This window comes from Vibrio sp. YMD68 (assembly GCF_029958905.1).
Lineage (GTDB): Bacteria > Pseudomonadota > Gammaproteobacteria > Enterobacterales > Vibrionaceae > Vibrio.
Window position 1 is genome coordinate 282,007 of record NZ_CP124613.1, and the last position, 15,656, is coordinate 297,662.

Consider the following 15,656-nt stretch of genomic DNA (forward strand, 5'->3'; position numbering starts at 1 on the left):
GATTAGATATGGCTTTAGACATGGACCAGCTTCGCAAAATGTTTTACGAGGAATGTCGTGAAAATTTAGAAGTGCTGGAAAACGAGTTACTCAATATTGAAGTATCAAGTGTTGAAAAGGAAACGATCAACACCATATTTCGAGCTGCTCACTCAATCAAGGGTGGGGCGGCTACCTTCAATCTATTTGATATTAGCGAGTTCACCCACGCCATTGAAGCTTACCTCGACCTTGTTCGCAACGATGAAAAAGAACTGACCAAAAGTAGCATCGATGTTCTGCTGAAAGGCGGAGACTGCATTAAAAATATGCTCGAAGGGCATGAAAGTGATGAAGTTGTTGATGAAGCACTGAAGGCCTCGGTTAATCAATTGCTTGAGCAGTTGCTTGATAATAACAGTGAAGATCTGCCACTGAACCAAGAGCCTAACGTTACCCAAGATGCAGAAGAAGCCGATTCTTTTGAACTCGCCATTTCTGAAAGTGACAATAGCCCAGAAATTCCCAAATTGTGGGCGATTCAATTTACACCTCATAGAGAAATGTTTTTTAGTGGTAATGACCCCTTACGGATCATCCGGGAACTTTTGGAATTTGATCAGCAAGCAAAAGTAGATGCTTGCATTGATGAACTTCCTGAAATAGCGGAAATAGAAGAGGAGCTGTCATATCTCTATTGGAAGATAACGATCGATGGCTCTGTGGCACTCGATGAAATACAAGAAGTGTTTGAATGGGTGGAAGATGAATGTGATCTCACCATTGAACCGACTTTTGATTCTCCAATCACTGTCGATTCTTCATTGGTAGAGATAGAACAAGACGACACATCAACCGATGCACAAGTTCAATCGCCAGAATCTGTCCAAGAATCCCCTCAGACTATCCTTGATGAGACAACGTCAGGTAGTCAACCTCCAACTTCGAAGCTTCTAGACAAAGGCAAAAGTTCACCGGCGACTAAGCCCACCAAATCGGATTCAAGTGTCAGTTCCATACGAGTCGACATCGACAAAGTGGATGGACTTATTAATTTGGTTGGAGAATTAGTTATTACACAATCGATGCTCAATGAGATCGGTAACGACTTCTCGATGGACAAACTAGACAAACTTAAGGAAGGCCTTGATCAACTGCTGCAAAACAGTCGAGATTTGCAAGAGAACGTCCTCAATATTCGAATGTTACCGATGAGTTTTGCCTTCAGTCGCTTTCCTCGGTTGGTTCGAGATTTGTGCGGGCGGTTGGAAAAGCAGGTCGATCTGCAAATCAGTGGAGAAAATACCGAGCTGGATAAAACGGTGTTGGAGCGGATCGTCGATCCGTTAGTTCACTTAGTGAGAAATGGTATTGACCATGGTATCGAGGTTCCTGAAATTCGAGTTGCGAACGGCAAACCGGAAGAGGGTGTTATCTCGCTCAATGCTTACCACCAAGGTGGCGCGATTGTTATTGAGATTAAAGATGACGGTGCCGGGATCGACTGTGATGCGTTATGGAGAAAAGCGATTGAAAAAGGCGTATTGGATGCGGACTCTCGCAGAGAGGAAATGACCGATAAACAAGTACTGAATCTGATTTTTGCGCCGGGATTCTCTACCGCGGATGAAGTCTCTGACATCTCTGGTCGCGGTGTGGGAATGGACGTTGTAAAGAGGAATATTGAAGAGCTTGGTGGACACATAGAGGTGGAATCAAAACTGGGTTTTGGATGCCACTTCACCATCAATCTACCGCTGACTTTAGCGATACTGGATGGACAGTTAGTTAAAGTCGGTAGCGAAGTTTATGTTATCCCATTGTTGACCATCATTGAATCCATTCAAATCAGTACCGACTGCATTAAACATGCGTCTGGCGGAATAGAACTGTATCGCTTACGAGATGAAAATATCCCTATTTTGCGTTTACAAGATGAACTTGAAATGGGGGAAAGCGGTGTCCTTAATGAGCGAATTCTCTGTTTTGTCGAAGCCGCAGGAAGTCGAGTGGGATTGGTGCTTGATGAACTTCTCGATCAGCAGCAAGTGGTGATCAAAAGCCTCGAATCCAATTACACCAAAGTACCCGGTATATCAGGAGCTACGATTCTGGGTGATGGCTCCGTTTCATTGATACTGGACATTCAAGGGTTGATTACAAGCTATCTCACCAAATCAGCGAATTCCGGTAACAAAGGAATAGCTGCCTAGGAGGCGATATGACGACAGAACTGCATGCTTCATCTTCAGACTTGGATTCTGGCTCTATCGGTATCCAAACCAGTCACTATGACGATAACAATGAAAGTGCTGACTTTCTTAGTTTTCGTTTGTCTACAGAGCTTTATGGCGTCGCGATTGAAAACGTAGAAGAAATTCGAGTTTGGGAGAGGCCAACAGCGATTCCTAGGTCGCCAGAGTTTGTTAAAGGTGTCATCAACCTAAGAGGCATGATCGTACCTGTTATTGATTTGAGGGCTCGATTCTCTTTGGGAGATTGCCAGTACATTCCGACTACGGTGGTTCTTGTTCTAAGAAGCCGAAATGGCGACGTTGATCGTTTGATGGGGTTGGTTGTTGATGCGGTGAGTGACGTGGTTAGTCAAGGGGATAACGTGCTGAGCCCTGCTCTCGGTGAGTCAAAAGTAACGCCCTATTTGCATGGTGTTCTCAATGTCGGCGATGAAATTATGTCTCTTCTTGATACCGAAGAGTTACTCAATATCGAACTGATTTTTAAGGCAGAGTAGCAATGGCGAGACAAGAATTCTTAAGTTTTGTATTGGACAACGAAGAATATGGCGTGCCTATTTTGGATGTGCGCGAAGTGAGGGGGTGGAACCCGGTTCGCAAGGTCCCTAATTCTCCACCGCACCTGCATGGTGTTTTAGACATCCGAGGGGAATATGTCCCGATCGTTGATCTGCGGCTGCGGTTTAATTTAGAACCTGCGGAAATATGCGCAACAACCGTGGTGATTGTTCTTAATGATAGTAAAAAGAACCCGCTAGGGGTGATTGTCGACGCAGTATCCGAAGTTTATGACCTAAAAGACGAGCAGATTAAACCTGCGCCGCAGGTGTCTGTAACCGTAGATCAATCGTATATCAAAGGGATAGTTTCTGTGGCGAGTGGTCACTTGATACTTCTAAATCTAGAGGCTCTATTTGATATAGAAGAGCTAAATAACACGTCAGTTGAAGAAGAGACAGCTTAAGGGGTAACACATGGCTTTTTGGAACAAGAAAAAGGATGCAAGTGCTCAATTTGTAGCACACGCTAACGACAGCCTAATGGACGATATGGAATCTGAGAACGAGAGTGGTGTCTCAAAGTCACAGTTATTGGCGGCATTAAATGGTGCTCAAACCGCGTTGATGATGATTGATAGAGATTTCAATATTACCTATGTTAATCAGCAGTCGTTGAATCTATTTAAAAAACATGAGGTGTTATTTCAATCACAATGGCCCGGTTTTTCTGCCGATGAAAAAGCATTGATTGGTTACTGCATCGACGGTTTTCATGCCAATCCTTCTCATCAACGTCAGCTGCTTTCAACTCCAGCGAATCTGCCATATTCAACCGTCATAGATGTGCAAGGTATTAAGATAGAGCTCAATGTCGGTGCCATTGTTGACAGTCAAGGGGACTATGTTGGGAATACCCTAGAGTGGAAAGATGTTACGGAAAAATTAGCACGAGAACATGATGTCGCGCGCCTGCAAACGGCTGTAGGCCAGGCACAGACAGCCATGCTGATGATTGATCGAGATCTTCTTATTACGTATGCCAACGATGCGACTATTAACCTGTTTTCGTCGATAGAAAGTGAAATGAGAAAAGTGTGGCCGGGTTTTACGGCCTCCAAAGAGTGGTTGATGAATCGCTGCATCGATGAGTTTCATGCAAACCCTGCCCATCAACGTCAATTACTGTCAGATCCTGCCAACCTTCCTCACAAAGCGGATATACAAGTCGCCGATGTGAAAATAGAGCTCAATGTAGCTGCTATCACTGACGCTCATGGAGAGTACATTGGTAATACCCTTGAATGGGCGAACGTGACAGAAGAGAGAGCCAAAGAGCAGCAAATTGGGCGTCTAGCATCTGCTGTAGAAGGGATGACCACCAATCTAATGATGGCCGATAAAGAAGGGATTATCCGCGATGTTAACCCAGCGTTGATGGCGCTATTGCGATCGCGAGAAACGGAGTTAACAGAAGCATTACCGAATTTTGATATCAATAACTTAGTGGGTGCCAATATTGATATTTTCCATAAAAACCCAGCCCACCAGCGCCGAATTATCAGTAATCCTGATGCACTTCCATTCACCTCCAATATCGCGGTTGGAGGTTTAGAGTTCACCTTAACCTGCATTGCGATGCGAGATACGCAAGGGAATTACATTGGTCCAGCGTTGCAGTGGGAAGATATTACCGAGCTGCAAGATGGGCAGCGTCAGGTTGAGGCGTTGATTAAAAAAGCCATTGTTGGTGACCTCAACGATCGAATTGATACCAGCGTTTACAGTGGCTTTATGAAAGAGCTTGGGGATGGGGTGAATAGCCTGCTTGATACTTTGGTGACGCCACTAGGAGAGTGCATTCAAGTCATGAGTGGTGTGGCCGATGGCAACCTCAATGCAAGTATGTCCGATGACTTTGACGGTGAGTTTGGTCGATTAGCGAATGCAGTGAATACCTCCATTGTGAATCTAAGAAATATGACGGAAAAAATCACCACTTCATCGGCCAGAGTCGCGACTGCATCGTCTGAAATTGCGGAAGGTAATGATGATTTGAGCCAACGGGTAGAGTCTCAGGCGGCAAATCTAGAGGAAACCGCGGCAAGTATGGAGCAAATGACGGCGACAGTGAGACAAAATGCGGATAACGCTAAAGGGGCGAATGAACTGGCTGATGACGCGGCGAGAAAAGCAAGCAAAGGAGGCGATGTTGTTGGGCAAGCGGTCACGGCAATGTCTGGCATCAACAATGCGAGTAAGAAAATTGCCGATATTATTGGGGTAATAGATGAAATCGCCTTTCAAACCAACTTACTGGCACTTAATGCGGCGGTAGAGGCAGCAAGAGCCGGTGAGCAAGGGCGAGGCTTTGCCGTTGTCGCTGGTGAAGTTAGAAATTTAGCGCAGCGAAGTGCTGCTGCGGCAAAAGAAATTAAAGGGTTAATTAACGACAGCGTTGAAAAAGTGGATGAAGGATCTCGATTGGTCGATGAATCTGGTGAGACTCTAAAAGAAATCGTCGATGCCGTTGCCAAGGTGACGGAGTTAATCGCACAGATAGCAGCATCAAGCATTGAACAGTCTACAGGCATCGATGAAATCAATCGTGCTGTCGCCACCATGGATGAAATGACGCAGCAGAACGCGTCGTTGGTTGAAGAAACCTCTGCTGCAAGCCAATCATTAAAAGACGAAGGGAAAGTATTACTTAACCTGATGAATTTCTTCACAACGGACAGTAACGTCGAAACTTTAGAATCTAAAAAACCAGCCGTCAATACTCCGCCTTCTCCTCAAAATAATGTCAGCGAACTGCGCTCAAACAAAGCGGTGAACTCCAACTTCAACATGGACGAGGATAGCGACGAATGGGAAGAGTTTTAACTCATGCTGAGGGTGTAGCTGCCATGGACGAGGAGTTTGAGCTAACGGATCAAGACTTTAAGTATGTGCAGTGGTACATGCATAAAAGCGTTGGAATCTATTTATCTGATCGTAAACGTACCATGGTGTACGGTCGGTTGAGCCGACAAATGCGGGCGAAAGGCGTTCGGAAGTTCTCACAGTATCGAGAAATAATTGAGGGCTCAGAAACCGAACGGGTTAACTTTATTAACGCATTGACCACCAACAAAACCGAATTTTTTCGAGAGTACCACCACTTTGAGTTTTTAGAAGGCCCAGCTCTTGATCAGTGGAAACACCAAGGAAACAGGAGCATTAACATTTGGTCTGCGGGTTGCTCATCAGGGCAAGAGCCCTACAGTTTAATTTCGTCGCTGTTCGTTTCGGGGGCGTTTGATGCAGTAGAGACGGTGAATGTATTTGCGTCTGATCTCGATACCTCGGTTCTTGACCATGCCAAGGCCGGAATTTATGACCAAGAAGTGATCGAGAGCATTCCTGAACGCTATCTTAAACCTTGTTTTGTTAAAGGAAAAAGTGAGCATAAAGGCAAGATTAAAATCAAGAAAGGACTCCAGCAGCACGTGAAGTTCAATCAGTTAAACCTGTTCGATGAATGGCCTAAGATGCCACCTTTCGACCTTATATCGTGCCGTAATGTGATGATTTATTTTGATAAGCCAACACAAGAAAACCTGTTGAAAAGGTTTCATCAAGCATTAAAACCTAATGGGATCTTATTTATTGGGCATTCGGAAAGTGTTGGAACTTGCAGTGATTTTTTCCACCATTTAGGTCATACCATTTACGTGAAGAAATGATCAAGACGGAATGAAAAGGCGACGAATGATGACATTTGAAGTACAAAAAAGACGCAGCGAAAATGCGCATTTTAGTCGCTTTTATCACCCTAAGCACAAGCACCATGTGGTTAAGGTCATGCCTGGAGGGCTGTATTGCACAAAAAGTGATGAGGTTATTTGTACGGGCCTCGGTTCCTGTATTGCCGCATGTATTTGGGATACAGAGGAACACTTTGGCGGCATGAATCACTTTTTATTGCCCTTTGATAGCAGTGACCAATTAAGGCATTGGCAGGCCAGTGAAGTGGTTTCTACCGCGTCTCGTTACGGTAGCCATGCGATGGAGATGTTAATTAATCAACTCATCTCTATGGGGGCACAGCGAGAGAACCTGCGACTGAAGCTGTTTGGTGGCGCACAAATGTTAGGGCGTTATTCCATGATAGGTGAAAAAAACATCGAATTTATTAAGCGCTATGTCGAGCAAGAACAACTTGTGGTTGAAGCTCATGATCTCGGTGGTATGGAACCCAGAAAAGTCATCTTTGACCCACTAACGGGTAAAGCCTGGCTAAAGCGAATTCCATTTACCGAAGTACATCAACTTCAACATCAAGAAGAAAAATACGCCACTGAACTGGGCAAAGAAAGCCATAAGAATCACGATGACGATGTGGAGCTATTTTAATGAATAAAATTAAAGTGTTAGTCGTAGATGATTCCGCTGTATTTCGCGCATTACTGACGCAGTTGATCAACTCTGATCCAGAGCTAGAAGTGGTCGCGGCGGCTGAAGATCCCTATGAAGCGAGGCAGATGATCAAACAATACAACCCTGATGTGTTAACCCTTGATATTGAAATGCCAAAAATGAATGGTGTTCAGTTTTTACGTAATCTAATGCGGCTTCGCCCGATGCCGGTGGTGATGATATCAACCTTAACCCAGCACGGAGCGGAGCCTACTCTAGAGGCGTTGGAAACTGGGGCTGTGGATTATTTCCCCAAACCAGCGGTAGAAGCGACCGGGGAAATTGTTGAGTACAAAACAGAGATCAATAATAAGATTCGCATGGCTGCTAAAGCCAATGTACAAACCGCTAGTCCAATTGAAGTCGCGCCAGAGGTCGATCCAAGCAAAAAACACATACATTGTGAGCTGATCGCTATTGGGGCCTCGACTGGAGGAACAGAAGCGGTGAAAAACGTAATGTCAGCACTGCCTGCCGGATTACCACCTATCATTATTACTCAGCATATCAGTGCCATGTTCACTCGTGCGTTTGCTAAGCGGTTAGATGATGCAAGCGACATCGACGTCAAAGAACTCACCGCATCCAAAGCACCGTTAATCAATGGTTGTGCGTATGTTGCTCCTGGGGATAAACACATTACCGTTTATCGTCGCGGTAATCACCTTTTCTGCCAACTAGACGACAGCCCAGCAGTGAATCGTCATAAGCCTTCGGTCGATGTGATGTTTAATTCGGTGGCCGAAGTGGTCGGAGACAAAGCAATCGGGGTGCTGCTTACCGGCATGGGCAATGATGGTGGCAAAGGCATGCTTAATTTAAAAAACAAAGGTGCGATAACACTCGCGCAAGACGAACAGTCATCTGTCGTTTGGGGGATGCCAAAAGTCGCTTATGAGCTCGGAGCTGTCGACAAACTGCTCTCATTAAGTCAAATACCCAAGCAACTGTTTCATTGTATTTATAAATAAAATAAATAACGACAAATCATAAAATTATGTCAGGACAGGCTTATGAAAATCACTCGGCTTTCTAACAAGTCAAAGAAGCTTATTGCCTTAACCGTCCAGGTTGGGTTTCTTTCCGCTTGGATGTTCTTATCGCAAAATCCATTTCACTTAGGGTTAATGATTATCGTCGCGGCAGTACCTTGGTTGGTTTTATCCACATCAAGGCATGATGTCGACAGTATTGAAGTTGATCAAAAATCAGCAGGAATGTTCGCTGTTCCAGAAGAGCTCAATCAAATATTGAAAGATGGTATTCCTAAAATATCAGCACCACTCGATAGCCAGCACAAAATCATTGATGAATCGGTTGAAACGCTGAACAACAGCTTTTTTAGCTTACAACGGGTAAGCGAAGAACAAAGCAAAGTAACGGGATCCTTAGTTGATGGCTTACTTGCCAACAAAGACAGTGAATATGACCTCACCTCTGTTTTACCTAAAATAGAAACCATCATTGCTGAATATGTCGCTACTTTTGTCAATATTTCAGAGAAAAGTATTTCCGCGGTGCACAGTATTCACGACATGTCCGATAAATTACAAACGGTATTCAAGCTATTAGATCAGGTGCGAGGCTTGTCTGAGCAAACCAATTTGTTGGCACTCAATGCGGCGATTGAAGCGGCTAGAGCGGGCGAAGCGGGTCGAGGGTTTGCTGTGGTCGCTCAAGAAGTCAGAAATTTATCCAAACAATCAGAAGAACTCAATTCTAAGATAGAGAAAGAGATCAACATCGCTCAAACCACCGTCCAAGAAGCCAATGACACCGTGGGCGAGATGGCCTCTATTGATATGACGGCTGCGATTGAATCAAAGGAAAAAGTCGACGATATGTTGAAAGGGGTTCATCAAGTCAATATCGAAATAGAGCAAGAAGTGCATAAGATCAGAGAATTAGGAGGAGATCTTCACGGGCATGTGGGAGACGGCATACGCGCATTGCAGTTTGCCGACATCGTGCTGCAGCAGGGCGATTACGCAAAAGAATCCATTGAGTATTTGAAAGAAATAATGGCTGCATTAGATAACCATCAAGAAGCATCGATGCTACAAGAAGTGTTGTCCGATATCTTGCAGCGTTCGAAGCACCGCAGCGGGCCAGCAGCGAGTCAGTCTAGTATTGATGAAGGCGAAGTTGAATTATTTTGAGGACAGTATATGACAGTTGAAACACAAGTAGACACCGCTTCTAAAAGGGTCACCATCGTCATTGAAGGCGCATTTGGTTTTAGTTTGGTGCAAGATTTTAGACGAAGCTATACCGACAGAAAAGAGTACTCTTTCACTGTGGATTTGCGCAAAGTTGACTATATCGATAGTGCCGGGTTGGGGATGCTGCTCAATATGCAAAACTATTTGGGGCAAGCGGATGGTTCAATCACCCTCACCAACACGCTACCACAAGTAAAAAAAATTCTTCTCATTTCGAGGTTTGATAAGAAATTTAAAATCGATTAATCATTTTTAGGTGAAGCTTTTGAAAAGTTAGTTTTAGAGGGAAGACATTATGCGAGTGATGATCGTTGATGATAATGCGACTAATCGTGAAATCTGTCGGTGTATGATACAGGATTTAGCCAGCCACATTGATACGTTTGAAAACGGCGAAGATGTTGTGCCATCGATGAAAAAGATGGAGGCGCTGCCAGACATCATATTACTGGATGTCATGATGCCTGTGAAAGATGGATTCACAACCGCAATCGAGATTCGAGAAGCCTTCCCCAACATTCATATTGCGATCATATTTCTTACTGTTCTTGATGATAATACCTCCTATGAACGTTGCCTTAACTTGGGAGATGACTTTATTTCAAAGCCGTTTGAGCGCACCGTTATTCATGCCAAAATTCAAGCCCATTACCGAATTGTGAAAATTCATAAAGAAGTCGTTCGTCAGCGTGATGAGTTGAGCCATTTCCACGAGCAAGTCCAGTACGATTATTCAATATCAGAGTCAATTTTTTCCAATTTAGTGGAAGAAATGAGTGCACAAACGAGCCATATCTTCGGTGTGAACTATATTTCAACCCCCTCGACCGTTTTCAATGGGGATTTGATTATTGTTGCTAATCGTCCTCATGGTGGGGCTTATGTCATGGTTGCGGATGCTACCGGTCATGGGCTTCCTGCCGCCATTTCTGCAATTCCCGCTACTCGAGCATTCTTTAGCATGGCTGAGAAAGGATTATCTCTTGGTGAGATCGTCAACGAAATTAATAACTCGTTAAGTAAGTTTCTACCGATAGGCATGATGCTCGCGGCCAGTATTTTTGAAATCAGAGCCAATGGGTTTGAAGTTTCTTGGTGGGGAGGAGGCTTACCTGACACCTACGTATTGGATAAGAACAGTAAAATCATTCGTCGCCTAGTGTCGAAGCATATGCCTCTAGGCGTGCTCGATTCTCATGAATTTGAAACCGATATTGTGCATTTGATTTTAGAGCCAGGTCAGCAAATCGTAAGCTATACCGATGGCATAACCGAAGCGATGAATGAACACGGGGAACAATTTGGTCAAGAGCGCCTAGAAAAAGCATTAGAAAACGGTCAAGCCCATATCACCACAGTGCACGAAGCGGTGCGGGCGTTCTCTAATATGAAAGCGGGGGATGATTTGTCTATTTTGTCGATGACATTCCCGATTATCAATGGCAATGATAACAGTTTGCAGCTTACAGACTTTTATTACAGTAAAATTCCCATGAAAACGGGCCTACACTTTCCGGCTCATGTGTTAAAAACCGCCAGTGTTCTTAGTGAGGTTCGTCAATATCTATCGGGTATTTTAAATGGGGGGCAACACCTAGATTTGGTTTGCTCAGTGTTATCTGAATTATTTGCTAACGCGATTGAACATGGGTTGCTCGGACTTAAGTCTTCTTTAAAAGAAAGTCCGGATGGTTTTTTTGAGTTTTATCAGTTGAGAGAAGAAAGATTAAAAGACCTGAGCCCCGATGCTTGGGTGAAGTTAGACATAGATTACCAACCCGAAGAGCAAATCATCACTATGTTGCTAGAGCATAATGGGGAAGGGTTTGATTACCATCATTTAAGCTTGTCGGCTCAAAACGGAACGACCCATGGCCGAGGAATCGTATTGGCGACGGAGTTATGTGATTCGCTTGAGTATTCTAATGAAGGCAAAAGCGTTACTGCGGTTTATCACTTTAACGCTTTGCATCGTTTTCCTAGTTCGGCTTGATTGTATTCGATTCAAATGTTTGTGGTGGATCGGTTGGTGGACTGGTGGATTGGTCATTTGGCTAACCGTTCATTTTACTCTCGGTCTACCAAGCCAAATCATCATAAAGCAACTCATCATAAACCAAGTCATCATAAACCAACCCATTACTAAACCAGATCTTCACCAAATTAACTCTTCATTAAATTAACTCAGAAGCACCGGATAATCATCATGTGGGTGCTCGATGACCGTTACATTGAAGTTGTATACGTCTTCAACGATTTCTTTTGTTAACACGTCCCAAGGGGTGCCATCGGCGACAATGTTGCCCTTGTTTAATATCATCACTCTATCGGCGTATTGGGCTGCAAGGTTTAAGTCGTGCATAACGATAACCACCGCCGCCCCTTGTCCAGTTAAGGTTTTAGCGAGTGACAACGTCTGATGTTGATGGGACAAATCCAAGGCGGATGTCGGCTCATCTAACAAAAGGATGGTTTGTTGTTCCGATTGTGCTAACTGAGTCAATACCCGAGCAAAATGAACTCGCTGCTTTTCGCCACCAGAGAGGCTAGGGTACATACGATCCGCAAGGTGTGTGGTATCGGTCAATCGCATATTTTTTGCGGCAATATCGGAAATACCTTTGGCACTTTCGGCGAGCGGAATACCGCCCAATTCGACCACCTCTTTGGCGCTGAAGTTAAAACTTAGGCTGCTTGATTGAGGTAATACTCCCAAGTGTTTTGCCAATACCTGAGGCGACCACTGTTCTGATTTACGGTCAAAGAAGTCGATTCCTCCTTGAGAAGGGTACTCGCCGGTGATCATCTTCAACAGTGAGCTTTTCCCTGTACCATTAGGGCCGAGAAGAATGGTCAATTCTCCTGTTTTGATGTGAGTACTCACCTTGTCCAAAATAACCTTTTTTCCTAGTTTTAGGCTAAGGTTACTGAGTGAGATAGCGTGGCGAGAGCTCCCGTGATTGAAGTTTGAGGGCTGCTGTTCTGTAGATTTTCCTGAGGTCGATTTGTATGCGGTCGATTTGGAGACAACGTTATTACCAGCCACTGGTAACGTTGGGGCCTGTGCCGTTGTGTGTGTCATCAGATACGACCTCTTTGTTTTATCAACAACCAAATGAAGAATGGAGCACCAATAAGTGCGGTAACAATACCGACAGGCATATCTAATGGGGCGACCGCAGTTCGAGCGATCATATCGGCAATCAGAAGTAGCAAAGCCCCAATGAGCATGGCAATAGGTAGCAGTGACTTATGATTGGGGCCAATGAGCATTCGCCCGAGGTGAGGCACGATCAAACCAATGAAACCTATCATGCCCGCTAAGGCGACCGTCACGCCAACGCCTGCCGCGGTCAGTAAAATTAACTGTCGTTTTAGCTTTTGAACTTCGATACCCATGTGCTTAGCTTCTGCCTCGCCTAGCAGTAAAGCATTAAGGGGCTCGGCGTTACGATAAAATAAAATGAATAGAGCGACTAAAGTGCTAAAGGCCAAGATTAATGCTCCCCAGTTGGCCCCCGCCAAAGACCCCATTGTCCATAATGAAAGATCGCGCAAAGCTTGGTCATCGGCGTAATAGTTCATTAAACCAAGGCCTGATCCTGCCAGTGCGCCAATGGCAACGCCTGCCAATAACATCATGGTGACTGATGTACCATTTGCGCCAGTGCCGAGGCGATAAACAATCACCGTAGTGAGTGCCCCACCAATAAACGAGAACACCGGAACCGTACCAAAGAGTAAGAGTTGCGGATGACTTTGAGCAAGCGAACCAAACAGGACGATCGCCAGCGCTGCACCTAACGAAGCACCAGCACTCACCCCGATAATTCCTGGGTCAGCAAGCGGGTTACGAAACAAACCTTGCATCACGGTACCGCATAGCGCCAAAATCGCGCCAACTGCGATGGCTAATAGAGTACGGGGAAGACGAATTTGTTGAATCACCAAAGTAATGTGCGCGGGTATTTCCACGCTACGTAATGACGCTGGAATCAAGGCATGCAGACTATCAAGCAGTGAAATATTCATTGGCCCTATTGCAACAGAGCTGATCACGGCGAAGTAAAGTGCGACCAACCCAATAATAAATAGAGTGGTGGTTGGAACGCGAGTAAAGCTGGAAACAGACATGATGAAGCACTTATTGATTGAGTGTAATGGGTGGATTAAGTGTAAAGAGTTGATTGAGTTTTTTAGCCAACTCAATGCTTTGTAGGCCAAATCCACCAATCAAAGCGCTACTTGGAACAGAGATGATTTGTTGATGTTTTCCTGCTGGAGTCGCCGCCAATAACGGAAGCTTTTTAATGATGTTGTCTTGCCCGCCAAAGCTCTCGATGGTTCGTTCACTGACTAGGATGTAATCCGGTTGTAAGGCGATGATCGCTTCATAAGAGAGCGGCTTATAAGACTCGATCATGTCTGAGGCTGGGTTCTTAGCGCCAGACAGTGAAATAATGGTGTCAACGGGGGTGTTGGTACCGGCAGCGGTTGCTGGGCGATCTTTACTCAGCATTAAGAAAATCACCTTGGGTGGTGTGCTTAAGGAGCCTTGTGATAAAAACTCAATATCGCTACGTACCGAATGCTTTAGCTGTTCTGCTTGTTGCTGTTTGTCGGTGATTTCTGCAATTATATCAATACGTTGATTAAGCGCCGATAATGAATTTTCTGATGACAACGTCAAGACTTCTACATTGCTTGCAGTGATGAGCTTTAACGTAGTTTCTGGCCCCATTTCAGGCGAGCCAATGAGATGAGTAGGGTTGAGCGCCATAAGACCTTCCGCAGACAGTTGTCGGTGATAGCCGACCTGAGCAATATCGGTTCCTTGGAGATAACTTTTACTGGTGGAATCTGCGGCAACCAAATAATCCTCGGCGTCGAGTGCGAAAAATAGCTCTGTGATATTGGCCCCAGCGCTGACGATACGCTCTTGTGCGTGAGCAGAGAAAGCAACACTAAGCTGGAAAACACTAAACAGTAATAAGGTATTAAATGTGGTAAACAATTGAGTCATGGTTATTTCTCTTCATCCATAATGATGCTGGTGGCGTTCATTTCATTTTTTTGCATGAAAGCCAGGAGTTGAAGCATTTTTTCGACGGGCACGTTTTTATCAGAGCCAATCACAAGTGAGCGTTTTGGATACTGATGCGACACATCGATTAACGCTTGCGTAAAGGCATCCCAATCGTGAAATGTTTGTTTTTCAATGGCCCAGTTGGGCGCTTCGAGCATAAGATTAATTGCGATGACGTCGGAATCCACATCGGTGAGTACGGTTTGCTCGTTGGTCGTGGGGATGTCGACATCCATGGTTTTAATGTCAATATTGGCGGTCAGTAACAAGAACACCATGACGATAAAAATAATATCAAGCAGCGGGGTTAGGTCGGGCTTTAGATCTTCAGCACCGATGTTTGAATTCATCTTACTGGTGATCATGCGGCTTGCTTTCCGTTCTTTTCTGATGCTTTTCCGGTAGATGATGTTGATGTTGGTGCTGGGCGATCTTCTGATAACGAATCTGATGACAAACATGATGAGACAGAAGATTGCTGCGTTGCGGCTGCGCCACACTCTTTTTGCATGCCACTCGTCTCTACTTCGAAATAAACCCCTTCTAAAAGCAGATTACAGTGGTTTAGTCCATGTTCAATTTTGTTGAGTGTGTTGTCTGCCCATAAGTGAAAAAGCTGCGCTGCAGTGATGGCAGGTAAAGCAATCAACAAACCCGCCGCCGTTGTCGACATGGCAAGTCCTAATCCTTTGGCAAGTAAAGAGGGCTCAATCGAGCCTTGAAAATCACCAAGGGTTTTAAACATCTCAATGAGGCCTAATACGGTGCCCAGTAGCCCAACTAAAGGCGCAATAACGCCAATGATAGACAGTACTTTCAGGCCTGAGGTATAGCACTGGCGTTTTTTCTGTAGCCAGATCGACACCGCTTCTTCACGAAGGGACTTAGCGAAATAGCGATGCCCAAGTAGCATGCCTGCCCCTTGTTCAAGGGTGTATTTCTTGGCGGTGAGCGTTTGTGAAAAGGCATCCACTTTTTGCGCATCGTTCATATCAAGCTGACGCAGTGATCGCAGTAACGATTTACGGTTGGTGCGTGTATTCAGCAATAAGAACACGCTTCGTTCAAGTAAGATCATGACGACAATCAGGGACATAATCGTCAGTGGCCATGTCATCATGCCAAGCTGAGAGTGAATAGAGTTAAGAATATGCAT

Annotated in this window: 15 protein-coding genes; 10 read left to right on the forward strand and 5 right to left on the reverse strand. The window is 44.8% G+C overall.

The genetic code is table 11. The features are described 5' to 3' along the window. The first annotated feature begins 8 nt into the window (after positions 1 to 8). From QF117_RS01220 to QF117_RS01265, 10 genes are read left to right on the forward strand one after another with little or no spacing between them, the layout of a single operon-like run. Complete coding sequence (locus QF117_RS01220; RefSeq protein ID WP_282385655.1) at positions 9 to 2,192, forward strand: chemotaxis protein CheA; 2,184 nt, start codon at positions 9 to 11, stop codon at positions 2,190 to 2,192. A gap of 8 nt (positions 2,193 to 2,200) precedes the next feature. Next, positions 2,201 to 2,731: a chemotaxis protein CheW gene (locus tag QF117_RS01225; RefSeq protein WP_282385657.1), complete on the forward strand. Its 531-nt coding sequence runs from the start codon at positions 2,201 to 2,203 to the stop codon at positions 2,729 to 2,731. Between the two features lie 2 nt (positions 2,732 to 2,733). Then, entirely contained in the window at positions 2,734 to 3,198 is a 465-nt protein-coding gene (locus QF117_RS01230) for a chemotaxis protein CheW (RefSeq protein ID WP_282385658.1), read from the forward strand. Positions 3,199 to 3,208: 10 nt separating this feature from the next. Continuing rightward, positions 3,209 to 5,617 carry an aerotaxis transducer Aer2 gene (gene aer2, locus QF117_RS01235; protein ID WP_282385660.1) on the forward strand — a complete coding sequence of 803 codons (2,409 nt, stop codon included), beginning with the start codon at positions 3,209 to 3,211 and terminating at the stop codon, positions 5,615 to 5,617. Next, positions 5,602 to 6,459: a protein-glutamate O-methyltransferase CheR gene (locus QF117_RS01240; RefSeq protein ID WP_282385662.1), complete on the forward strand. Its 858-nt coding sequence runs from the start codon at positions 5,602 to 5,604 to the stop codon at positions 6,457 to 6,459. The genes aer2 and QF117_RS01240 overlap by 16 nt, the downstream gene beginning before the upstream one ends. A gap of 28 nt (positions 6,460 to 6,487) precedes the next feature. Further along, entirely contained in the window at positions 6,488 to 7,129 is a 642-nt protein-coding gene (locus QF117_RS01245; protein ID WP_282386099.1) for a chemotaxis protein CheD, read from the forward strand. After that, a complete protein-coding gene (locus tag QF117_RS01250; protein WP_282385664.1) occupies positions 7,129 to 8,163 on the forward strand; it encodes a chemotaxis response regulator protein-glutamate methylesterase in 1,035 nt (344 codons plus the stop codon). The genes QF117_RS01245 and QF117_RS01250 overlap by 1 nt, the downstream gene beginning before the upstream one ends. Positions 8,164 to 8,205: 42 nt before the next feature. After that, on the forward strand, positions 8,206 to 9,351 hold the full coding sequence (locus QF117_RS01255; RefSeq protein ID WP_282385666.1) for a methyl-accepting chemotaxis protein: 1,146 nt from the start codon (positions 8,206 to 8,208) through the stop codon (positions 9,349 to 9,351). Positions 9,352 to 9,360: 9 nt separating this feature from the next. Continuing rightward, positions 9,361 to 9,660, forward strand: coding sequence for an STAS domain-containing protein (locus QF117_RS01260; protein WP_017036517.1), 300 nt, complete (start codon positions 9,361 to 9,363; stop codon positions 9,658 to 9,660). Between the two features lie 49 nt (positions 9,661 to 9,709). After that, positions 9,710 to 11,407, forward strand: a complete 1,698-nt coding sequence (locus QF117_RS01265; protein ID WP_282385667.1) for a fused response regulator/phosphatase — start codon at positions 9,710 to 9,712, stop codon at positions 11,405 to 11,407. A gap of 186 nt (positions 11,408 to 11,593) precedes the next feature. Here the strand turns inward: QF117_RS01265 and QF117_RS01270 are convergent, their stop codons facing one another. Genes QF117_RS01270 through QF117_RS01290 form a run of 5 tightly spaced genes read right to left on the reverse strand, consistent with a single transcriptional unit; the run spans position 11,594 to position 15,656 of the window. Continuing rightward, the gene (locus QF117_RS01270) at positions 11,594 to 12,496 is read right to left on the reverse strand and encodes a heme ABC transporter ATP-binding protein (protein ID WP_282385668.1); all 903 of its coding nucleotides are present in this window, start codon (positions 12,494 to 12,496) and stop codon (positions 11,594 to 11,596) included. Further along, positions 12,496 to 13,548 (reverse strand): iron ABC transporter permease, encoded by a 1,053-nt coding sequence (locus tag QF117_RS01275; protein WP_282385669.1) that lies wholly within the window; start codon positions 13,546 to 13,548, stop codon positions 12,496 to 12,498. Before QF117_RS01275 ends, QF117_RS01270 begins: the two co-directional genes overlap by 1 nt. Before the next feature lie 10 nt (positions 13,549 to 13,558). Further along, the gene (locus QF117_RS01280; RefSeq protein WP_282385670.1) at positions 13,559 to 14,437 is read right to left on the reverse strand and encodes an ABC transporter substrate-binding protein; all 879 of its coding nucleotides are present in this window, start codon (positions 14,435 to 14,437) and stop codon (positions 13,559 to 13,561) included. A gap of 2 nt (positions 14,438 to 14,439) precedes the next feature. After that, the gene (locus QF117_RS01285; protein ID WP_282385671.1) at positions 14,440 to 14,865 is read right to left on the reverse strand and encodes a biopolymer transporter ExbD; all 426 of its coding nucleotides are present in this window, start codon (positions 14,863 to 14,865) and stop codon (positions 14,440 to 14,442) included. Beyond that, a complete protein-coding gene (locus QF117_RS01290) occupies positions 14,862 to 15,656 on the reverse strand; it encodes a MotA/TolQ/ExbB proton channel family protein (protein WP_282385672.1) in 795 nt (264 codons plus the stop codon). The genes QF117_RS01285 and QF117_RS01290 overlap by 4 nt, the downstream gene beginning before the upstream one ends.